This window comes from Bifidobacterium asteroides (assembly GCF_003202695.1).
Taxonomy (GTDB): domain Bacteria; phylum Actinomycetota; class Actinomycetes; order Actinomycetales; family Bifidobacteriaceae; genus Bombiscardovia; species Bombiscardovia asteroides_G.
In genome coordinates, this window is the sequence record NZ_QGLL01000008.1 from 188,617 (window position 1) to 210,420 (window position 21,804).

Genomic DNA, 21,804 nt, shown 5'->3' on the forward strand with positions numbered 1-21,804 from the left:
GAAAAAGCGCTAAGTGCCCGAACGACGGCAGGGAGGAACAGAGATGCTGCTGGCCATCGACATAGGAAACACCAACATCGAGGTCGGATTCATGGAGGACGGCCAGGTCGCCGCATCCTACCGCCTGACGACAAGAATCGACCACACGGCCGATGAGTTCGGGCTTCTGCTGGGACAGCTCATGGCTCTGTCCGGCTACAGGACTTCGGATGTGGAGGATGCCATCATCTCTTCAGTGGCTCCTGCGGTCATGCACGCCTTGAGGTCCTGCCTGATTCGCTTCTTTTCCATCGACCCAATGGTGGTGGGTCCAGGCGTGAAGACAGGCATGAACATCCGTCTGGATGACCCGCGTTCCCTAGGTGCCGACTGTCTGGCCGACTGCGTGGGCGCCTTCCACTGCTACGGAGGGCCGGCCTTGGTCATCGACTTCGGCACGGCCACCACTTTTAACTATGTGGATGCCAAGGGCGCCATCCGCTCCGGTCTGATCGTGCCGGGCATCCGCTCGGGGGCCCAGGCCCTTGCCGGACAGACCGCCCAACTGCCCCAGGTTGAGATCACCCGCCCAGAGACCATCATGGCCACGGGCACCAGGACAGCCATGCAGGCCGGACTTTACTACAACTTCCTTGGCGGCTTGGAAAGGATCATCCGCCAGTTCCGCAGCGAGATCGGCCAAGACTTCCACGTGGTGGCCACAGGCGGCATGGGTCGCGCTTTTTCACAGGACACCGACCTGATCGAGGTCTACGACCCCGAGCTGATCTTCGCCGGCATGTACAGGATTCACCAGCTCAATGCCGATGGGCGACCACACGCTGCACCAGCGCGCCATTGACCTGCAGACTGGCCTGCTTTCCATCCACGTCGACGCCAGCCAAGGAGCCCACTAGAACCTGGCCCTCCAGCTGAACCTGCACCGGATGCTTGGTACGGTTGAATAGAAAAGCGAAGCGCGTCCGGCCATCCCCGCTGACCCTCTCGATTCTCAGCAGCCCGGGATCAGCTTGGGCAGACCTCATATCGGCCACATCCAGTGCCTCCAGCAGGGAAGGAATGACCTTGGCCAGATCCTGGGCATCCAGACGGCAACCTAGGTAGACGGCCTTGCCATGACCCCAGGCATGTACGGTCATGGCTGGCATGCCATCCATGCCTGTCCAAGGATCCGCCTGGTAACTTGCCAGGACTTTGGTGCTCTTATCCAAGCTGCCAATGACATCGGCCCAATCGCGCGCCGTGACCCCGTTGGTCAGATTCAGATGGTTCAGCAGACCAGGCATTCCGGAAGCCATGGGTGCGAATTCCTCGACCGACAGGCCCAGCAGGTCCCGAAGCGGCCCCGGATATCCTCCTGTCCAGACGCGGTCCTGCTCGTCGGCGATCCCGCTTCCCCATGTGACGATCAGCCGCCCTCCCCCATCTACGTACTTATGCAGTCGCTTGGAGAGATCGGCGTCGATCAGGTAGAGAGCAGGCAGGACCACTAGCGGATACTCCTCCCAAGCGGCCCTGACCGGCAGGACATCAGGTCGTATGGCGTTGTCCAGGAAGGCTCGGTACCAGACCGGCGGCTCCTGCCCATGCTCGACCCGATCGCTGGGCGAGGCTGTATGGGAGCTGGCCCACTGGCTTTCGTAGTCGAAGACCAAGGCCAGCGGAGCCCTGGCCAGCGTGCTGCCGGCCAGACCGGCCTGCGAGAGTCCCTGCAGATCCTCTCCCAGCTGGCAGACGTCACGGAAGACGGCCGTGTCTTCGCCAGCATGAGGCAGCATGGCCGAATGGAACTTTTCCGCGCCAGCCCGTGACTGCCTCCACTGGAAGTAGCAGATGGCATCAGCTCCCAGTGCCAGGTGGGCCAGAGAATCTCGCTCCAGCTGTCCGGGCTCCTTGCGAGGGTTGATCGGCCGCCAGTTGACCGCCGATGTGGCCTGTTCCATAAGCCACCAGGGACGCCGACGGGCGATGGCATCCACCAGGCTGGAGGAATAGGCCAGCTCCTCCAGATGATCCCTGCCCGGCGTCGCATAGTGGTCGTTGGATACAAAGTCCACCTGGCCGCCCCAGTCGTCGTAGTCCAGAGCGAACCCCTCAGCGCTGACCATGAAATTAGTGGTCAGGGGAATATCCGGGGTGATCTCAGCCAAGGCGTCACGCTCGGCCATATAGAAATCCTTGAGAGCATCGGAGCTGAACCGCTCAAAATCCAGCATGCGGCCCGGATTCTGAAAATTCCCCTGGCCGATGAAACGCGGAGGCAGGATCTGCGAGAAGTCGCTCAGCCTCTGTGACCAGAAATCCGTGCCCCAGGCGCGGTTTACGGCCTCGATGTCCTTGTAGCGGCGGCGGCACCAGCGCTGAAAAGCCCTCATGGCGTCGTCGGAATAGTCGAAGCGATTGTGGCAACCATACTCATTGCCCACATGCCATGCCACCAAATAAGGGTTGTCCCGATAGTGCTCGGCCATAGCACGGCAAAGCTTCAAGGCGTAGGAGCGGAAGATCGGCGAGGTTGGCCGCCAGTGCTGCCGGGCCCCGGGCCAGACCGTATCGCCGCGCTCGTCCCTGAGCAGGACTTCGGGATGGGCCTGGGTCAGCCACAAGGGAGGCGAGGCCGTAGCCGAGGCTAAGTTGACTCCGATGCCCGCCCGACCAAGCTTGTCGATGATCCGGTCCAGCCAATCAAAATCGAAAACCCCCTGGCTGGGCTCTATGCGTGACCAGGAGAAGACCGCCAGGGCCACCACATTGACCCCGGCCTTGGTCATGAGCCTGATGTCCTCATCCCAGGTATCCTCGGGCCACTGATCGGGGTTGTAGTCGCATCCGTACCAGAGTGACTGCTGACCCTTGAGATGCTTGGGCCATCGATAGGGCCGCCTTGTCGGTTTACTCATGGGATAGAACCTCCTGGTCCGTCTTGATCCTCGGACGGGGATGCCTGCCGCGTCCACGTCGTCCCGCAGCTCCGGGATCCCCTGGACCATTATGTCCCACCAGGGTGACTGTTCAGACTTCTCCTTGAGGATTCAAAGGTACAGAGGAAACGAAGGAACGCTTAACCCCTGTGAAGGGGTCCGTGAATTCCAGGCATCGAGCCACCAATTGCAGCGGCCTGGAGTAGTCGTCGTAGGCACGGGTCTGAATCCTGGGATAGAGATCGTCACCCGCTATGGGCAGACCAAGGGCGTTCATATGCACCCGAAGCTGATGGGTCTTGCCCGTCTGCGGATAGAGCGTATATGTGGCCAGACATCCTCGGGAATCCGCAGCCGCAGGACCTTGGCCCACCGTCAGCTCGATTCGGGTAACGGCATTGACCGGCCCACGCTCCTCCCAGGCTTGGAGAACCCCTCGGCGTTTGATCACTCTGGAGCGGCGCTCCAGCGGGAAGATCCGTGGCGGGTTCATATGTCGCACAGTGCCAGTGCGAGGACGAACTATGGGTCGCACTGGCGCCAGACACTGGTAAACCTTGCGCACGCGATGCTCCTGAAAAAGCATCTGGTAGGCCCGCCTGGCAGCCGGATCTCGCACCAGGACCAGCACGCCTGCGGTGGCTCTGTCAAGCCTGTGGGCTGGTGTGATGTCAAGCTCCCCGTACAGCTGGCGCATACGGATCAGCACGGTGTCTGCGTACCACATCCCTCTAGGCGTGGTGGCCAGGAAGTGAGGCTTGTCGACCACAATGATGCGCCGATCCTCGTAAATGACTTTGGGATCGAAAGGAATCTGCGGCTCCTCCAGGACGATCCGATGCCCCCGCTGCCCGGACCCGACGACCACTGACAGCCTCTATTCCACAGTGACCGACTTGGCCAGGTTACGGGGCTTGTCCACGTCCAGGCCCTTGAGCTGGGCCATGTCCAAGGCGAACAGCTGCAAGGGCACTACATCAACCAGGGGGCTGAGCAAGGTCGGGCAGGGCTGCCTCCAAAAGACCACATCGGCATAACGGTCGGCATCAGGGTCGCCCTCCTCAGCCACCACGATGGTGAAGGCGCCGCGAGCCTTGACTTCCTCGATGGCGGAGATGACCTTGTCATGCAGCACATTGCGGCCCCGGGCACTGGGGACGATGACCACCACGGGCTCTCCCGGCTCCACCAGAGCGATAGGGCCGTGCTTGAGCTCCCCGGCAGCAAATCCCTCGGTGAAGATGTAGGCGATCTCCTTGAGCTTGAGCGCCCCCTCCAGGGCTACCGGATAGCCAACATGCCGCCCCAGAAAGAGGAAGGAGCGGGCATTGGACAGGCGCTGAGCCGTCTGTTTGATGACCTCGGCCTGCCCGTCCAGCACTGTCTGAATCTTGGCAGGCATAGCCTTGAGGTTGTCGATGGTCTGATGAATCTCGTCCCGGTACATGGTCCCCTTGACCTGAGCCAGGTAGAGGCCCAGCAAGTAGGCTGCCACGATCTGCGCCAGGAAAGCCTTGGTGGAAGCCACAGCCACTTCGGGACCGGCGTGGGTGTAGAGTACAGCGTCGGACTCCCTAGGGATGGTGGATCCCTGGGTGTTGCAGATGGCCAGAACCCGTGAACCCTGCTCGCGTGCATGCCGAAGCGCCATCAGCGTGTCCATGGTCTCCCCGGACTGGGAAATGGCCACGATCAGCGTGCGCGGGGTCAGGATGGGATCACGGTAGCGGAATTCATGGGCCAGCTCGACCTCCACGGGGATGCGGACCCAGTGCTCAATGGCGTACTTGGCCACCAGCCCCGCGTAGGAGGCCGTCCCACAGGCCACGACGATGATCTTGTCGATCTGGCGGAATATCTCCTCATCGATGTGGACCTCGTCCAGATCCAGGTCGCCCGACTCGTCGTACCGGCCCAGCAACGTGTTGGAAACCGCCGCAGGGTCCTCATGGATCTCCTTGTCCATGAAGGAATCCCATCCGCCCTTTTCGGCGGCTGAGGCATCCCAGTCGACGGTATAGCGGCGCGGATGCTCCACCGGATGCCCCTGAAAGTCGGTGACCATGACCTGGTCCGCGCTGATGCAGACAGCCTGATCCTGCCCCAGCTCCATGGCCTGACGGGTATATGCCACGAAGGCCGCTACATCGGAGCCCAGGTAGTTCTCGCCATCTCCCAGGCCGACCACCAGCGGCGAATCATGTCGGACGCCAACCACCAGATCGGGCTGCCGCGAGTCCACCGCCAGGATGGTGAAAGCTCCTTTGAGCATGCGCGCCAACCGCCTGATGGCCTCGAAGACGTCGGGCTGGCCAGTGGCATCAATGATCTCCTGGGTGATCTTGCCAAGAAGCTTGGCCGCCACTTCAGTGTCCGTGGAGGAGACGAAAGCATAACCCTCGGTCTCCAGATCCAGCCGCAGTCTGGAGGCGTTCTCGATAATCCCGTTGTGAATCAGCGCGACCTTGCCATCACGGCTGATGTGGGGATGAGCATTAACATCGGTGGGCTCGCCATTGGTGGCCCAGCGGGTGTGCCCGATGCCCACAGTGGCCTCAGGCATGGGCTTGGCCTTCAGATCAGCAGCCAGATTGTCCAGGCGCCCCGCCTTCTTGCGCACGGCCACCTGCGTCATACCCGGGGCGGCCAAGGCTACTCCGGCCGAGTCATACCCCCGGTACTCCAAGCGTTCCAGACCCTTGAGGCAGACCTCCAGGGGCCTGCCGCAGGCCGTCCGTACTGATCCTGCATAACCCACGATTCCGCACATGGGCCCCAGTCTAGCCACGGGAGTTCCCGCGTCGCCCGTCCGGAAGGCTTCTTGCCGGAATTTCTACAACCTGAACCGAGCCTGAGCCTAGAGCACGGTATGCAGGAATTCGGCAAACCTCTCGGTGCGAGGATGGTCGATAATATCAGGGCCTCCCTGCTCCACCACGACGCCCTGATCCATGAAGACGATCTGCTCGGCGACCTCGCGCGCGAAGCCCATCTCATGGGTGACCACCACCATGGTCATGCCCTGTTGAGCAACCTGCCGCATGACCCCTAAGACCTCCCCCACCAGCTCTGGATCCAGAGCTGAGGTGGGCTCGTCGAAGAGCATGATGTCGGGGTGCATGGCCAGGGCTCGCGCGATGGCCACACGCTGTTGCTGACCGCCGGAGAGCTGGGCGGGATAGTAGTCCATCCTGTCCTCCAGACCTACGCGTTCCAGCTGGGCCTGAGCCTCCTGGCGGGCATTGGTCTTGGAAACCCGGCCCACATGGACCGGCGCCTCCATGACATTCTCCAGAGCGGTCATATGGGGAAAGAGGTTGAAGCGCTGAAAGACCATGCCTATTTTGGACCGCTGCCTGGCAATGGCCTTGTCGTCCAGGGTCTGCAGCACAGGGCCCTTGCCGGTATCGATCTTCCGGTATCCGGTCAGCTCGCCGTCGACATAGATTTCGCCGGCTGTACGGGTCTCCAGCTGGTTGATCAGCCGCAGCAGCGTTGACTTGCCTGAACCGGAAGGCCCTAGGACGGCTGTTACCGTGCCGGGCATGACCTCCAGGCTGATCCCCCGCAGCACATGCTGATCACCGAACACCTTGTGGACATTCCTGATGACGATAGCCGGATCCTTGCCGCCTTGACCGTCTTTCTTGATCTTCCTGTCCTCGTCCATGATTCTCCTCCTGCGCTCAGGCGTTCAGCCCGGCCATCATGACCTTGTTGACCTTATCAGCCTCCTGACGGGTCTGCGGATCCTCGCCATCCTTGCCGTTCTTGGTCCCCGACCCGGCCAGGGGCCGCGAGTCGAAGCCCTTGCCGTAGTGCTTCTCCAGCTGGGCCTGGATGACCATCAGAACGGAGGTGATGACCAGATACCATATGCAGGCCACAATCAACAGCGGGATGGTTTTGTAGATGCGGTTGGCGATGGCGTTGGTGGCGAACTGGAGCTCCAGGGTGAAGGGCACGGCAAGGGCCAGGGATGTGGTCTTGAGCATGCCGATGGTCTCGTTGCCGGTGGGCGGCACGATGATGCGCATGGCTTGAGGCAGGACGATCCGCCGCATGATCATGGATGGCGGCATTCCCAGAGCCTTGGCGGCCTCCTCCTGGCCGGGGTCCACGGCTTCGATACCGGCACGGACGATTTCGGAAAGGTAGGCGGCCTCGTTGAGTCCCAGACCCAGAACCGTGGCCACGGTGGCGTTCAGCACGGTCTTGGTGTCGATGCTCCAGAATTCGGGACCAAAGGGGATGCCGATGGCCAGCTTGGGAATCAGCACGGACAGAAGGCCCCAGAAGACCAGCTGGGTGTATACGGGAGTGCCACGGAAGAACCAGATGAAGAACCAGCTGACCCAGCGCAGAACCGGATTGGATGACTTGCGCATGACCGCCAGGATGATGGCCAGGATCGTAGCCAGGACCATGGCGTAGACGGTAAGAAGAAGAGTCCACTTGATGCCGTCCAGGACATGCTCATTGAAGAGGTACTTCCAGACTGTGGGCCAATCAAAATTAGGATTGGTCATCATGCCGTGGATCAGCATGGCTACGAAGATGGCCACGATGACGGCAGCCACGATCGGCCCCGGCTTACGCACCGGCCTGGCCTGTATTCTGCCGGGGATCTGAACCGGGTCCGTCCCCTTCTTGGTACGCATCTCCTGCTTCCTTCCATACCGCTGAACCTATTCAGGGCCCAGCCTATCGAATCGGACCAACCTCTGAAAACGCGGACCGGCTGTTGCTCCGATCCGCGCCTGGACCTGTCTCAGTCAGAGACTGCAGGGTTGATCTCGGCCTTTTCGACTGCCCCGCTCTGAACACCCCAATTCTTGAGAATCCTGGCGTAGGTGCCGTCGTCGATCAGCTTCTGAAGAGCCGCCTGTGTGGCCTCGGCCATGCCGCTGCCCTTCTTCAGAGCGGCGCCCTGGAGGACGATGTCAGTATCCTTGCCCAGCTTCTCCAGCTGGCCATCAGTCTGCTTGATGGCGTACCCGGTCACCTGGGAATCGGCGTAGAAGACATCGATTTTGCCGTTGACCACCGCTGTGGCGGCATCGGTCTGCTGCTTGTAGGACTGGACATCCACCGGCTTCTTGCCCTTGGCCTTGCACTCGGCCGAGATCTTATCGGTCGCCTGCTGCTCTTCGATGGTGCCCGTCTGCACACCGACCTTGACGCCGCAAATGTCGTCAGGATTGATCTTGGAGGGATTGCCCTTCTTGACAGCAAAGGCCGTGCCCGCCTTGAAAGTGGTTACGAAGTCGACAGACTGCATTCGCTCCTTGGTGATGGTGAAGCTGGAGATGCCCGCGTCGTACTTGCTGCCTATGGCTGGAATGATGGTATCGAAGGAGGCGCTGACCATCTCTCCCTTGAGCCCCATCACCTTGGCAATGGCATTCGACAGATCCACATCGTAGCCAATGGGAGTCTTCCCATCCTCATTCATGAACTCGCCAGGCGCATATGAGGTCTCCATGCCTACAGTCAGCTTCCCGTCCTTGGAAACAGACTCGGGCACCTTGGCTGCGATGGCCGGATCCTTCTTGATGCCGCTGACGTCAAAAGCTGCTGGATGGGAGCTGGTGGTCGCCTTGCCCGACGCACTGTTGCTGTCCGACTCGTCGGTGGTTCCGCAGGCCCCGATGGATGCCAGCAGGGTGACACTCAGAGCCGCCGCCAGCACCGCCTTGATCTTGCCCATCTCTTCTCCTCTTCCGGACCGCTCCGAAGCGACCCCTCATTGCTCTTGGTTGTCTCTTGGTTGACATGCACTATTATGCACACATTTGTATTTTTATGCACATGTATGAGGGTTGATAAGAATTGCAGACTGCTGATCCTGGTGGTTTTTGGCTCAATTGCAGGCTAAAGGCACCATCCGAGGCCGTTTACTGCCATCGACTCCCGGCGTGTCGAATCTGCATAGAGCCGGAAGGCAGCAGCAGGCGATTATCAGTTTTTAAGAGGCTTATACGAAAGTCCGGAAGCGCTTGGGTCAAGCTCAGCCCCGCCTGTTCCGGTAGCGCATAGCCCTCTGGGCATCACGTCGATCCTGCTCCTCCCGCAGGGCCTGACGCTTGTCGTACTCGCGCTTGCCTCGTGCCACGGCAATCTCGACCTTGACTCTGCCGTCCTTGAAGTACAGGCTCAGTGGAACGATCGTGTAGCCCTTGGCCTGAATCTGCCTTTCCAAACGAACGATCTGCTTGGCGTGGAGAAGCAGCTTGCGCTTGCGCTTGGGGGCGTGGTTGTTCCAGGTGCCGTTGAGATATTCAGGGATATTGGCATTCTCCAACCAGACTTCGTGCCGCCGGTCGATACTGACAAACGACTCGGCCAGGGAGGCACGTCCCTCGCGCAGGGACTTGACTTCAGTCCCGGTCAGGGCGATGCCGGCCTCGTAGCGGTCCTCGATCTGGTAGTCATGACGGGCCCGGCGGTTCTGGGCGATCATGGATGTGCCAGTCTCCTTAGCCATACTATTCTCCTCTGGATTGCGCCAAGGAGGCTACCTGGCACTCCGGACAGCGACAGTGGCGCACCTGGTGGCGGACCTGGCCCGCAGCTGAGTCAGTAATGAATGTATTGGTAGTTGCGGGCCCCATAGACCGTCTCATAAGTCGGGAAGGAAGCGAAGCCGGTGCCTCCTTCGGAGATGAGCACCGATCCATCTGCATTAACCCGTTCGACCACAGCCACATGGCCATAGCTCCAGTCAGCATTCCAATTCGTAACCCGCTGGCCACGGGCGAAGACCATGGCGGCGCCCACATGCGGAGTGTTGTTGACCAAATAGCCCAAGCTACGTGCCGTGCTGGCCCAATCAGCCCCGTTGCCCATATAGGATCCCACAGGCAGAGCCAGCTGCGAACGGCGTATATAGGCCCATAAGGTGCATTGTCGGGCAGGGTAGGCACTGCCACCCACTGAATTGCCGGTGTTATGGCCATAACAGAATCCAGAACCTGAAGGACAACTGCCAGGCACTGCATAATTCATGCCGGAGGCACCGCCACCACCGTTGCCTCTACCACCATTGTTGCTAGGTGGTGTAGGCCGTGAAGCCTGTGATGGACGGGAGCCGCCGCCACCGCTGCTGATCTGCTGGGCTCCGGCGGCATGTGGGTCGGCGCCGCCGCCTGGATTGCCGGTGTTCAGAGAGTCGATCATGGATTCAGTAGCCACGATTTCTGCAGCCTCACGGGCCGACTGCGTGGTCAGGGCGGCCTTTTGACTCTCCAGCTGTTTGCGGGCCGCGGTGCCCTGGTCACGCAAGGCCTGCAGATGGTCCTGCTTGGCCTGCGCCGCCGCTACCGCCTGCTGGGCTACCGCCTGCTGCTGATCAGCCTTGGCCTTCAGGGAACTGATCTGCTCCTCGATAGCCTCCAGGCGCTGCTTGCGGTTCATAGAGGAGTTGAGGGTGCCGGCTGCATCGTTGGCCGTATTGGCTTCGGACCTGGTCACAGCCGCATCGGACTGCATCTTGTCCACGAAATCCTGGGTGCTCGAAGACTTGGTTACCACGTCCATGATCTGAGAAGTCTCAGACCCGTGAAAGCTCTTTCTGGCCATCTGCGCCACGCCAGCCTTGGCATCGTCATAGTCAATGCCGGTCTGACGTATCTTGGCTTCCAGATCTGCACGATCCTTGCGGGCAGCCTGCAGTCGGTCATTGGTGGCCTGAACCAAGCTGTCGGCCTGCTGCGCCTGCTGCTGGGCTTCAATGGCGCTCTGCTGTGCAGCCGGAATCTGGTTGGAAGTCAGATCATCAAGACTGAGTATCTGGTTGGCTAGCTGAGCGCTGACACCGGCCAGCTTGCTCTTCAGAGCCGCGTGGCTCTGAACCTTCTGCTGGTAGCTGCTCCAGTCGGCTCGGGCTGGTTCGGGCGCTGCGGTCAGTCCTAGGATCCCACCGCCGAGCATCATGGCCAATGATCCCATAATGCCGAAAATGGCATCCCACCGTGTGGTACGATTCATGGTCAAGTCCCTCACAATCACTTATCCATGCTAGTCACCATTATGACAGAGATTGTGCCCTAAGCTCGATTGGCACGTCGCCAGGGATCAGGCTCGCAGGTAACGCCGCAGGGAGATGGAGGAGGCCAGCGCGGACAAGAGCATGGCCCCCAGAATCAGCGCTGGAGCCATGAACAGCACTGTTGACTGGTCCACGTAGGGCATCCATTGGACCGTGCGGGCCAGCCAGTCCGTGATGAAGAGCTTGACGATGGCGCTCAGGGCTCCTACAGCCAGGAGCGAACCCAGCAGGGATGCCACCACGCCCTCAAGGATGAAGGGCAGCCGGATGGTCCAGTTAGAGGCCCCCACCAGTCTCATGATCTCGGTCTCGTTTCTACGGGAGGCAGCACTCATTCTGATGGTGGTGCCGGTCAGGAGAATCGCCACGACTACCATGACCACAGCCAGGACCAGTGTAACCGCTGTGGCTCTGTTGAGGATTTTGAACACCGGGTCGAATATCTGACGCTGATCGGAGACCTCCTCTACCCCATCACGGCCGGACAGCACCTCGGATACCACCTGGTATTTGGTCGGATCCTTGAGTTTGAGCCGCAGAGAGCCCTGCATGTCCGCCGCGGTCATGGTTCTTCCCTCGTATGTGCCATCCGGGTACTGCTTGAGGAAGGTGTTCTTGAAGAAGTCCTCCCGGCTTTGGTAGGTGATCTTGGCCACAGAGTCGCTCAGCTCGTTGTTTATGGTGTTTTCCAGTTTGACGATCTCGTCATTGGTAGGCGCCTTGCCGGTAGCGCATGAAACCGCCTGGCTGGTCCCGTCCGGGCAAAGCCAGACCACCACTTCCACCTGGTCGTACCAGTCCCCCTTGGCCTTGCTGATTTGAGCCTGCATAAGCCCCGATGCGCCAATGAAGAGAAAGGATATGAAGGTGACCAGCATGACCGAAAGGATCATGGATCCGTTGCGGCGTAGGTTGTCCCAGGTGCTGGAAAGAATGAACCGCAGTCTCATTGTGCCGCCCTCTTCATGTCGTGATGCTCATCCTGAGTTTGCGCGTCATTCTTCCCTTGGCGCTTCTGGGATGTCTTGGACGCTTCGGGCGGAGCGGGAGGCTTCGGCGGCACACCTGCGGACCCGGCGCCGTCATGCTTTAGCTGGCCAGCAGCCTTGCTTGATTTTCCGGCTCGCTCGGCTGGACTGGAATCATCAGACCGCGAAGGCTGATCGGGCCCCTTGAACCATTGTTCACGTCCACCAGTCTCAGCGGAGGAGTTCTTCAACGATTGGCGGTCCTTGGCCTTGCTGTCCTTCCTGGGTTTGCCATGGCCGTTTTGTCTACCTCCTTGGCCAGGGTCACGATTGCGATCATCATGCGCAAGTCCCTTGCGACCGCTGACTTGTTTCCTGTCGTGCTGCTGGCTGCTCAAATCGTCTGCCCGCTGATTCTGGGGCACGCCTCCAGAGGTCAATCCAGGCTCGGCAGCATCCGAGCCAGGGGCGGACTCCCGGGATTCCCGGGAAGCCGAACGCTCTGTCCGAGCGTGATTCGCTGACTCGTTGCGATCAGTTTCTGCCTTGTCACGACCTCTGTCAGTGGAACCGTCACCCGACCGAGCAGGCCGATCCTGGCTACCCTGGGCATCAGGCCTGCGGAATCGCTGATCCGAGTCAGGGTCCGTCCTAGGATCGGACTGCCCTGCAGCCGAATCTTCGTGCTGACTGGAATCTTCCTGCGCCGACTCAAGACTGCTCAGCCCCTTGCCCCAGGTCAGAGTGTCCTCCACCGAAGTGAAGACCTGCCCATAACGTCCGGTTCTCCCCGAATGCATGGACTTGGCCAGCCGTGCGATCCCCTCGTCGCCGTACTGACCCTTATTGATGGCCTGCGCAACAGCCTGGACCACCTGTTTAGCCCCCTTGGTTCCATCCTCGATGGGCTTGGCGGCCGAGCTGTTGCCATCCTGCACGACGACCTGCACTGGACGGCGCCCTGCAACTCCAGCCTCACGGGCGCGGTCCAGAGCATCACCGTCGGCGGGATCTCCGATAGCGTGATGAGAGCGCGCCGCCACTTCGGCATCCGGGAAGAAGCGTGAAGAATCGTAGGAGCCATGTGCCTCGTCACGCATGATCCGACCCGTATGCAGCTCCACCACCCGCTTGCGCATGGAGTTGACGATTTCCTCATTATGGGTGGCCATGACCACGGTCGTGCCAGTCCTGTTGATGGCATCCAAGACCTCCATGATGCCCAGAGAGGTGGTTGGGTCAAGATTGCCGGTAGGCTCATCGGCAAGCAGAATTTCCGGATTGTTGACATAGGCCCGGGCCAGAGCCACCCGCTGGGCCTCGCCGCCGGAGAGCTCGTGAGGATAGTTATGTTCCTTGCCCGTCAGCCCCACAGTCTTGAGCACCTGGGGTACCAGGGTCTTGATGGTGGTACGCCGAGCGCCGATGACCTCCAAGGTGAAGGCCACATTCTGCCATACGGTCTTATTATTGAGCAGTTTGTAATCCTGAAAGACGAAACCGATGGAACGCCGATACCCAGGGACATCGCGGTTGCGCAGACGTCGCAGGTCGTTGCCAGCCACGCGGATCTCCCCCTCGGTGGCCTCCTCCTCGCGCAGGAGCAGTCGCAGCAGGGTAGTCTTGCCTGATCCGCTGGCGCCCACTAGAAAGACGAAATCCCCACGATTGACATCCAGGCTGACGTCATCCAAGGCTGGACGGGACCCCTTGGGGTAGATCTTGGTCACGTCCTTGAGCGAAATCAACGCCATTGACACTCCGTTCCTCGGTACTCCCCTACAGAGGCTATCAAGAAGACCTGCACTATTCACTCATGAAACACCGACCAAGTCTGAGCCGGACGAAGTTCTACTTGCTGGATTCCTCTTCCCGGGCTTGAACTCGCTGCTGATGCCGCCAACGGATGCCGGCCTCGATAAAGGCATCAATGTTGCCGTCGAACACCCCTTGAGTATCAGAGGTCTCGTATCCGGTGCGCAAATCCTTGACCATCTGGTAGGGGTGCAGCACATATGAGCGCATCTGGTCCCCCCAGCTGGCCTTGATGTCGCCGGCCAGCTCCTTCTTCTTCTTGGCCTCCTCTTCGTGCCGCAGAACCAGCAGCCGGGACTGCAGAACAGCCATGGCAGCCGCACGGTTCTGAATCTGGCTGCGCTCATCCTGCATGGTGACCACAATGTTGGTCGGCAGGTGGGTGATGCGCACGGCCGAGTAAGTGGTGTTGACTCCCTGGCCGCCGGGACCGGAGGAGCAGTAGGTGTCCACTCGGATGTCCGAGTCGGGGATGTCGATGTGGTCGGTGGGTTCCACCAGAGGAATGACCTCGACAGCAGCGAAAGAAGTCTGCCTTCGGCCTTGGTTGTCGAAGGGCGAGATCCGCACCAGACGATGGGTGCCGCCCTCCACCGACAGCCGACCGTAGGCATAGGGGGCATCCACCTGGAAAGTGGCCGACTTGATCCCGGCCTCCTCCGCGTATGAGGTGTCCATGACCTTGGTGGAGAAGCCATGCCGCTCAGCCCACCTCATGTACATGCGCAGGAGCATCTGGGCCCAATCGGCCGCATCCACCCCGCCTGCTCCCGAGCGGATGGTGACCACAGCGGCGCGCTCGTCGTACTCCCCATCCAGCAGGGTCTGAATCTCCATATCGGCCAGATCGGACCTCAAGGAGTCGATCTCCTTGCGGGCTTCCACCAGGGTGTCCTGATCGTGCTCCTCCTGGCCCAACTCCTCCAGAGCCTGTACATCGCCCAGCCGGGAGGACGCGGACTCCAGGTGCTTGAGCTGGGATTGCAGGGCCGAGAGCCTGCTGGTCACCTTCTGAGCATTCTCCTGGTCGTCCCAAAGTCCGGGAGCGCTGGCCTGACGCTCCAGATCAGCAATCCGCGAGCGCAGACCCTCCGGATCCAGCGCCTTGGAAATCGTCTCGTACTTGGCTCTGGCCTGCTCCAATGCCTGAGCAAAATCCATCTCTGCCATACCGTTTCACCGCTTTCCGGACCGGCTCCGCACGAGTCGGCCACTGTCTTCAGCCCCATTTGCCCTGCCTGTGACGGCCGGATTCCCGCCGACCGGACGAACCGGGTCAAAGGCCGCTGAAGATGACGGGGATGACAAGACTAGCCAGCAAAGCCACAGCGATGACCAGGCAGACGACCCTGGCCGTATTGCGTCGCCGACGCTCCCGGCGCTCCCGCTCATGACTGTAGGCACTCATAATTGATAATTTACTCATCGGCTAAGACCTGTACGGCGACGATCCCGACCCAACTGTCGGACAGCCTTGCCCTGCTTGCGCGCTGACCGGTCTATCCTGTAAGGCAACTTGTATCAAATGACTGCACCGCCTGAAGGAGGAACGATGAGCACAGCACGCACCGCATGGGGTTGGGGCCTGGCCAGCCAGGACGAGCAGGGCCGGACCCTGGATGTCTGGTACCCGAAGGCCGAGATCTCCACGCCACCGACCCCGGCGAACCGTCCCAACCACGACTTCGGCGATCAGGTCCACACCCAGCCCGATGCACGCGGCATCCGCCGGGTTCCGGTCTTCACCGTGGCCGATCTGGATGGCCCGATAGCCGATGCAGCCGACGCTTATCTGCGGCTTCATCTGCTCAGCATGCGCCTGACTCCGCCCAACAGCATGAACCTGGACGGAATCTTCGAACAACTGGCTACGGTGGTCTGGACCAACTACGGACCCTTCGCCGTGGAGGGCTTCGCCTTGCGCAGGTCAGAGGTCATGGCTGCAGCCAGACGCTCCGTGCCAGGCATCCCATTGACGCAGGTAACAGTGCTGAGCGTGGACAAGTTCCCCCGTATGGTGGATTACGTGGTTCCCGAGGGTGTACGCATCGGCAACGCTGATCGGATTCGACTTGGTGCCCATCTGGCACCGGGAACGACAGTCATGCATGAGGGGTTCGTTAATTTCAACGCCGGAACCCTAGGGCACTCCATGGTAGAAGGCCGGATCTCCCAAGGGGTCGTGGTCGGAGACGGTTCGGACATCGGCGGCGGGGCCTCCATCATGGGCACCCTGTCCGGCGGAGGCCGCCATCGGGTCTCCATCGGTCAGCACTCGTTGCTGGGAGCCAACGCTGGCATCGGCATCTCCCTGGGCGATGACTGCGTGGTTGAGGCCGGTCTCTATGTCACCGCCGGCACCAAGATCGGTCTGGGCGACCAGGTGGTCAAAGGAGCGGAGCTCAGCGGGCGGGATCATCTGCTCTTCATCCGGGACTCCCGCACCGGACAGGTCAGAGCCCTGCCCCGCAAGAAGGGGATCGAGCTGAACGAGCGGCTGCATGCCAACTGAGCCCAGCCAGCTGTCGGGCTTAGGAATAATCAAGGTCAGCGCTGTTCCATGGGCAGATACGCGCGTGGACCCTGGCCGGTATAGACCTGCCTGGGCCGACCGATCTTCGTATCAGGATCGTCCAGCATCTCCCGGTACTGGGCGATCCATCCGGGGATGCGACCCAATGCGAAGAGCGTGGTGAACATTTCCGGGTCGAAGCCGATGGCACGGTAGATGAGCCCGGTGTAGAAGTCCACGTTGGGATAGAGATGGCGCTCGACGAAGTAATCGTCATGCATGGCCAGATCCTCAAGTTCCAAGGCTACGTCGAAGAGCTCTGCATCCTCGGCATTCCTGTTCTGATCGGGTTCGTCCATAAGCGTGTAGAGCCACTGCTTGGCTATGGCCGCGCGTGGGTCATAGGATTTATAGACGCGGTGACCCAGGCCTGCGATTTTCCTCCCTTCGCTCTTGGCCTGGTCCACATAGCCGCGTACGCCCAGACCGGAATCCCGTATGCTCCTCAACTGGCGCAGCACAGCCTCATTGGCGCCTCCGTGCAATGGACCTGACAGGGTATTGATGCCAGCAGCCACCGCCGAATACAGGTTGGCCCGGGCTGACCCGGCAATCCGGACCACTGAGGTGGAGCAGTTCTGCTCATGGTCGGCATGGATGATGAGGAGCTTGTCCAAGGCCTGAACCTTGAGAGGATCCGCCTGATAGGGCTGGTAGGGCATGGCGAAGCTCATCCGCAGGAAGTCCTCCACATAGCCCCAGGTCCTGTCCGGGTAGAGCAGAGGCTGGTCGCGGCGACGACGGTGAATCAGGGAGACGATGGTGCGCACCTTGGCCATGATAATGGCGCTGGCCTCATTCAGTTGGTCGGGATCGTCGACATCACAGGTATCCGGGTGAAAGCCAGCAAGAGCGTTGACCGCTGCGGCCAGCACGCTCATGGGATGAGCCTGGCGGGGGAAGGACGAGAGCAGATGGCGGAAGTCCTCCCCTACGACCGTGTAACCCAGGACATGACTGCGGAACCCCTGGTATTGATGGGCATCAGGCAGCTCGCCGTGGGACAGCAGCCAGGCCACTTCAAGAAAATTGGACTGGGCGCACAGGTCCTCAATGGCATAGCCTCTGTAGCGCAGGATGGACCGCTTGCCGTCAATGAACGTGATTCTCGAAACGCACTGAGCTGTGGTCTGGAAACCGGGATCAAGCGTGACCAAGCCGTCGCTGCGCAAGGAGGAGACCAGAATGCCATCGGGCCCTTCGGTGGCGCGAACCAGGGGAAGATCAACCTGTTCGGAATCGATGGACAACCGTGCTGTAGACACCACGCACCTCCTGCTAATCAGCCAGTGAGGTGCCAGTGAGAGTCGACGGCCATGCCAGATCAGGCTACCGGCACCTGTACCGGCGTGGAATTGCCGACATGCTAGCAGAAACAACCACGATTTCGATTACCGTCTTGTAACCGCCAGCAGGAATCCGTCGCCCCAGCCACAACGCGCAGATCCAAGCAGGTGCCGTCTTCCTTCCTGCATCAGCCTGCAGACACAAGGTCAAGGGCGAAAGGGCACATCAAACAGGACCGACATCAAAGAGGGACCCGGGAGCATCCACATTGTGGGCATTCCCGAGTCCTTTATGGCCCCAATTCGGCTCGGACAGCCTTCGACTCAGTCCCTGGCCGTCAGGATGACAGGTCCCTGCTCGGTGATGGCGATGGTGTGCTCGCTGTGGGCGCCGCGCGAGCCGTCGGCAGAACGCAGAGTCCACCCATCCTTGGGATCCTGGTAAATCTCATCGGTGGTCGCCAGGAACCAGGGCTCAATGGCGATGACCAGACCCGGGCGCAGCTTGTAGCCATGATGAGGAGTGCCATCGTTGGGCACGTGGGGATCGCCATGCATGATTCGCCCTACCCCGTGGCCGCCGAACTCCAGGTTGACGCTGTATCCGTTTTCGTGAGCAACCTGACCGACCGCAGCGGATATGTCGCCCAGGCGGTTGCCGGGCTGAGCCTGGGCGATGCCCGCCTTCAGGGCCTCTTCGGTGGTCCGGATTAGTCGCAGATCCTCTGGATCGGCATGCTCGCCCACCACGAAGCTGATAGCCGAGTCGCCCACCCAACCGTCCACGTTGATGGCCAGATCCAGGGAGAGCAGATCGCCGTCCTTGAGGTTGTAGTCATACGGCACCCCATGCAGAACGGCATCATTGACGGATAGGCAAATGTAGTGGGCGAAGGGGCCGGTGCCGAAATCAGGCGCATAGTCCACGTAGCAGGAGGTGGCTCCCTTGCGGGAGCTGATCCTGTCTTTGACGTACTCGTCCAGCTCCAGCAGGTTGACCCCGGGTTTGCTCATGGCCTTGAGCTCCTTGAGGATGCTGCCGACGAACCTGCCCGCCGGCTTCATCTGTTCGATCTCCTGCTTGGTTTTGAGCTCGATCATCCTCTGCGTCCTTTCATGATTGATGCCCGCGGGTGCCGCCCCTCAGGATCCTGCCCAAGTGCTACCTCTCAGTATTATCGGGTCAGTCGGACGAGTCCGGCTCTCAGTTCCGGCCGAAGGTGAATGCCCTGATGATGGATACGACTCCCAGCACCAGGAGAGCGCACCCGCTGAAGATGACCAGGAAGATGACGGAGCTCAGCGGGTAGATCATGACGATGATCCCGGCGATGATGGAGACGATGCCTGAGAAGATGGCCCAGCCTGAATGCGGGAGCCCCCAGGAGGCGGCAAGACTCATCACACCCTCCATGATCCAGCTGATGCCCACAATGATGGTGACCAGCAGAGTAAGCGCTGAAGCGGACAAGGCCGTGTTCTTGACGATGACAATGCCGCCGACGGCGATCAGAGCGCCAAAGAGAACACCTAGCACACGCCAACCGCCTGGAAGTCCCTTGGTCACGATGGACGTGGCCAGACGGACCACGCCGGAGATGATGAAGTAGATGCCCAGCACCACGGTCACGGCGATCAGGGTCTTGTCCGGCCTGAGAAGAAGCGCCAGACCCAGGATGACTCCAATCACGCCCATGACACCCATAATGACGCGGATGGCCCGTAGGGTCCTGAATCCCAGGTCCTCAGCAATCATAGAGAATGGATCCATCCGTGGCGGGCGCCCTTGATAGCCGAGGTATTGCCCGTACTGGCCATAATTATTCTGATATTGGCCGCTATTCTGCGCAGAATCCTGATCACTGTACTGGCTGGGCTGACCGCCCTGCATGGGATCTGTCATACCGTCCTCTTTCCCTCGCTCAGGACGGCCGAACGGCCGTCCTGTTACCGTCTTACAAGTTTAAATCACCAATGAGGCAAACACAGCTTTTCCCCTAGGCGGATGATTCGCCGGTCCGCTGATTCCCGGCGACCCCGGGCCATGGCATGTCACCGAAGATGGCTAGGCTTGTGGCATGGCACAATCTACTGAATCCAAGACCTCCTCCGGACTTGATCCGGCCTCATTCTCTTCAGTCATTCGACCCCAGGACGACCTCTTTCGTTTTGTCAACGGCCCTTGGATCGATACCTACAGTCTGCCCGAGGACCGCTCCCGGTTCGGCTCCTTCGACAAGCTTGCCGAGGATGCCGAAGCACAGATCCATGAAATTCTGGAAGACCCGGAATCTCCGGCTGTCAAGTCAGCCCTGCTCTATCGCAGCTTCCTGGACACTGATGCCATCGAAACTGCGGGAATGGAACCCATCCGCACCGACCTGCAGGCCATTGATGCTGTGTCCAGCAAGCAGGCGCTGACCAGCCTGCTCGGTCGGCTCAACCCTACTGGCGGACCCGATCTGTTTGGCATCGCCATCTATGGCGATCCAGGCAACGCCGGCGTTAATGTGGCTCATATGGAGCAGGCCGGGCTGGGACTTCCCGACGAGGCATACTACCGGGAGAAGAGCTACGCCCCAGTCCGTCAGGCCTACACCGACATGGTTGCCTCCCTGCTCAGGCTCTCCGGCTATGCCGGCGACCAGGAGGATGCACATAGGCAGGCGGAGTCCTTCCTTGGGGTCGAGACTCGTATAGCGGCACGCCACTGGGACAACGTATCCACCCGAGATGAGGATCGTACCTACAATCCCACTACCCTGGCTGACCTGGAGTCAACGCTCGCCGATTTCGATCTGCACACCTGGATCGAGTCCTGGCAGGATGCATATGCAGCCAGCCCTGTCGCCAATCTGCAACCGATCGACCTGAGCTCAGCCCTATCCAGGACTATTGTGCACGAACCCTCTTTCCTGGAGGGTTTGAACGAGCTCTGGAAGATCAGCGACCTGGAGGATCTCAAACTCTGGACCCGCGTGCACACCCTGATCGAGTGGGCAGGCCTGCTCAGCAGCGACTTCGATCAGGCCAGATTCGACTTCTATGGCAAGGTCCTTTCAGGCACGACCAAGATGCGGGACCGCTGGAAGCGAGCCGTCTCCCTGGTCAACGGCATTTGCGGCGAGGAGGTAGGACGCGAATACGTGCGTCGGCATTTCCCGGCCTCCAGCAAGGCCCGCATGGAGGCCCTGGTCGGAGACCTGATCGACGCCTACCGGGTCTCCATCGACTCCAGCGACTGGCTGGGCGAACAGACCAAGGTCAAAGCACTGGCCAAGCTGGACAAATTCTCGCCCAAAATCGGCTACACCGAGCATTGGCGCGACTATACGGCTCTAGCCGTGGACGAAAAGCTGGGTCTGGTCGACAACGTGCGGCGAGCCAACCTCTACGAGTCCGGCTACCAGTTCGGCAAGGCCGGTCAGCCTGTGGACAAGGATGAGTGGCTGATGAACCCTCAGACAGTCAATGCCTACTACGAGCCCACCTTGAATGTCATCGTCTTCCCGGCAGCCATCCTGCAACCGCCATTCTTTGATCCCGAAGCCGACGATGCCGTCAACTACGGAGGCATCGGATCGGTCATCGGCCACGAGATCGGCCACGGATTCGACGACCAGGGCTCCAAATACAACGGCGATGGACGTCTGCAGGACTGGTGGACGCCCCAGGATCGTGAGAACTTCGAACAGCGGACCAAGGCACTCATTGAGCAGTACAACGGGTTTGTCCCCCAACAGCTGGCCGAGAAGTACGCCGACAAGCCCGAGCAGGCGCCTCATGTCAATGGAGCACTGACCATCGGCGAGAACATCGGGGACCTGGGAGGCGTCAGCATCGCCATCAAGGCCTACGCCCTCTCCTTGCAGAAGAAGGAGGGCGTCACAGCAGGGACAGACGATGCGGCTATGGACCAGGCACTGGCCTCGGCTCCGGTTATGGACGGCTACACTGGTCTACAGCGGTTCTTCCTGTCCTATGCTTCCATCTGGAGGACCAAGAACAGGGATCAGCTGGCCGAACAGTATCTGCAGATCGACCCCCACTCCCCAGCTGAATTCCGCACCAACGGCATCGTCAGGAACGTGGATCGCTTCTATCAGGCCTTCGGGGTCACAGCCGACGACGGCATGTGGCTGGAACCCACTGCACGGGTCAAGATCTGGTGAACCCGCTCACTTAAGATCAT

17 protein-coding genes and 1 pseudogene are annotated in these 21,804 nt (G+C 60.5%); 3 read left to right on the forward strand and 15 right to left on the reverse strand.

Translation table 11 applies throughout. The features are described 5' to 3' along the window. Positions 1-43 precede the first annotated feature (43 nt). The gene (locus tag DKK75_RS05555) at positions 44-841 is read left to right on the forward strand and encodes a type III pantothenate kinase (protein WP_110452451.1); all 798 of its coding nucleotides are present in this window, start codon (positions 44-46) and stop codon (positions 839-841) included. On the opposite strand, the gene DKK75_RS05560 is transcribed toward DKK75_RS05555, so the two are convergent. The 12 genes and pseudogenes from DKK75_RS05560 to DKK75_RS08290 form a co-directional block, all read right to left on the reverse strand. Beyond that, positions 798-2,900, reverse strand: a complete 2,103-nt coding sequence (locus DKK75_RS05560; protein ID WP_110452561.1) for a beta-galactosidase — start codon at positions 2,898-2,900, stop codon at positions 798-800. The two genes, DKK75_RS05555 and DKK75_RS05560, sit on opposite strands and share 44 nt — an antisense overlap. A 112-nt stretch (positions 2,901-3,012) precedes the next feature. Next, positions 3,013-3,789 (reverse strand): pseudouridine synthase, encoded by a 777-nt coding sequence (locus DKK75_RS05565; protein WP_110452452.1) that lies wholly within the window; start codon positions 3,787-3,789, stop codon positions 3,013-3,015. A 9-nt stretch (positions 3,790-3,798) separates the two neighbouring features. After that, positions 3,799-5,691, reverse strand: coding sequence for a glutamine--fructose-6-phosphate transaminase (isomerizing) (gene glmS / locus DKK75_RS05570; RefSeq protein WP_110452453.1), 1,893 nt, complete (start codon positions 5,689-5,691; stop codon positions 3,799-3,801). A gap of 87 nt (positions 5,692-5,778) precedes the next feature. Continuing rightward, positions 5,779-6,591, reverse strand: a complete 813-nt coding sequence (locus tag DKK75_RS05575; protein ID WP_110452454.1) for an amino acid ABC transporter ATP-binding protein — start codon at positions 6,589-6,591, stop codon at positions 5,779-5,781. A 16-nt stretch (positions 6,592-6,607) separates the two neighbouring features. After that, a complete protein-coding gene (locus DKK75_RS05580; RefSeq protein ID WP_110452455.1) occupies positions 6,608-7,582 on the reverse strand; it encodes an amino acid ABC transporter permease in 975 nt (324 codons plus the stop codon). A gap of 110 nt (positions 7,583-7,692) precedes the next feature. Beyond that, positions 7,693-8,631 carry an ABC transporter substrate-binding protein gene (locus DKK75_RS05585; RefSeq protein WP_110452456.1) on the reverse strand — a complete coding sequence of 313 codons (939 nt, stop codon included), beginning with the start codon at positions 8,629-8,631 and terminating at the stop codon, positions 7,693-7,695. A 300-nt stretch (positions 8,632-8,931) separates the two neighbouring features. Then, positions 8,932-9,408 carry an SsrA-binding protein SmpB gene (smpB, locus tag DKK75_RS05590; protein WP_110452457.1) on the reverse strand — a complete coding sequence of 159 codons (477 nt, stop codon included), beginning with the start codon at positions 9,406-9,408 and terminating at the stop codon, positions 8,932-8,934. A gap of 92 nt (positions 9,409-9,500) precedes the next feature. Then, complete coding sequence (locus DKK75_RS05595; RefSeq protein ID WP_110452562.1) at positions 9,501-10,910, reverse strand: CHAP domain-containing protein; 1,410 nt, start codon at positions 10,908-10,910, stop codon at positions 9,501-9,503. 87 nt (positions 10,911-10,997) lie between these two features. After that, positions 10,998-11,921 carry a permease-like cell division protein FtsX gene (ftsX, locus tag DKK75_RS05600; RefSeq protein ID WP_110452458.1) on the reverse strand — a complete coding sequence of 308 codons (924 nt, stop codon included), beginning with the start codon at positions 11,919-11,921 and terminating at the stop codon, positions 10,998-11,000. 733 nt (positions 11,922-12,654) lie between these two features. Beyond that, a pseudogene (gene ftsE / locus DKK75_RS08285) lies at positions 12,655-13,693 on the reverse strand (cell division ATP-binding protein FtsE); the annotation flags it as partial. Between the two features lie 97 nt (positions 13,694-13,790). Next, positions 13,791-14,924, reverse strand: a complete 1,134-nt coding sequence (gene prfB, locus DKK75_RS05610) for a peptide chain release factor 2 (RefSeq protein WP_110452460.1) — start codon at positions 14,922-14,924, stop codon at positions 13,791-13,793. Between the two features lie 106 nt (positions 14,925-15,030). Then, positions 15,031-15,162: a hypothetical protein gene (locus DKK75_RS08290; protein WP_258333171.1), complete on the reverse strand. Its 132-nt coding sequence runs from the start codon at positions 15,160-15,162 to the stop codon at positions 15,031-15,033. Between the two features lie 144 nt (positions 15,163-15,306). On the opposite strand from DKK75_RS08290, the gene dapD reads away from it, so the two are divergent. After that, entirely contained in the window at positions 15,307-16,266 is a 960-nt protein-coding gene (gene dapD / locus DKK75_RS05615) for a 2,3,4,5-tetrahydropyridine-2,6-dicarboxylate N-succinyltransferase (protein WP_110452461.1), read from the forward strand. A 35-nt stretch (positions 16,267-16,301) separates the two neighbouring features. On the opposite strand, the gene DKK75_RS05620 is transcribed toward dapD, so the two are convergent. From DKK75_RS05620 to DKK75_RS05630, 3 genes are all read right to left on the reverse strand, one after another. After that, positions 16,302-17,591, reverse strand: coding sequence for a citrate synthase (locus DKK75_RS05620; protein ID WP_110452462.1), 1,290 nt, complete (start codon positions 17,589-17,591; stop codon positions 16,302-16,304). A gap of 345 nt (positions 17,592-17,936) precedes the next feature. After that, positions 17,937-18,713 (reverse strand): type I methionyl aminopeptidase, encoded by a 777-nt coding sequence (gene map, locus DKK75_RS05625; protein WP_110452463.1) that lies wholly within the window; start codon positions 18,711-18,713, stop codon positions 17,937-17,939. Between the two features lie 103 nt (positions 18,714-18,816). Continuing rightward, positions 18,817-19,515: an HdeD family acid-resistance protein gene (locus DKK75_RS05630; RefSeq protein WP_110452464.1), complete on the reverse strand. Its 699-nt coding sequence runs from the start codon at positions 19,513-19,515 to the stop codon at positions 18,817-18,819. 175 nt (positions 19,516-19,690) lie between these two features. Here DKK75_RS05630 and DKK75_RS05635 point away from each other — a divergent pair, with 175 nt between their 5' ends. Beyond that, entirely contained in the window at positions 19,691-21,784 is a 2,094-nt protein-coding gene (locus DKK75_RS05635) for a M13 family metallopeptidase (RefSeq protein WP_110452465.1), read from the forward strand. Positions 21,785-21,804 lie beyond the last annotated feature (20 nt).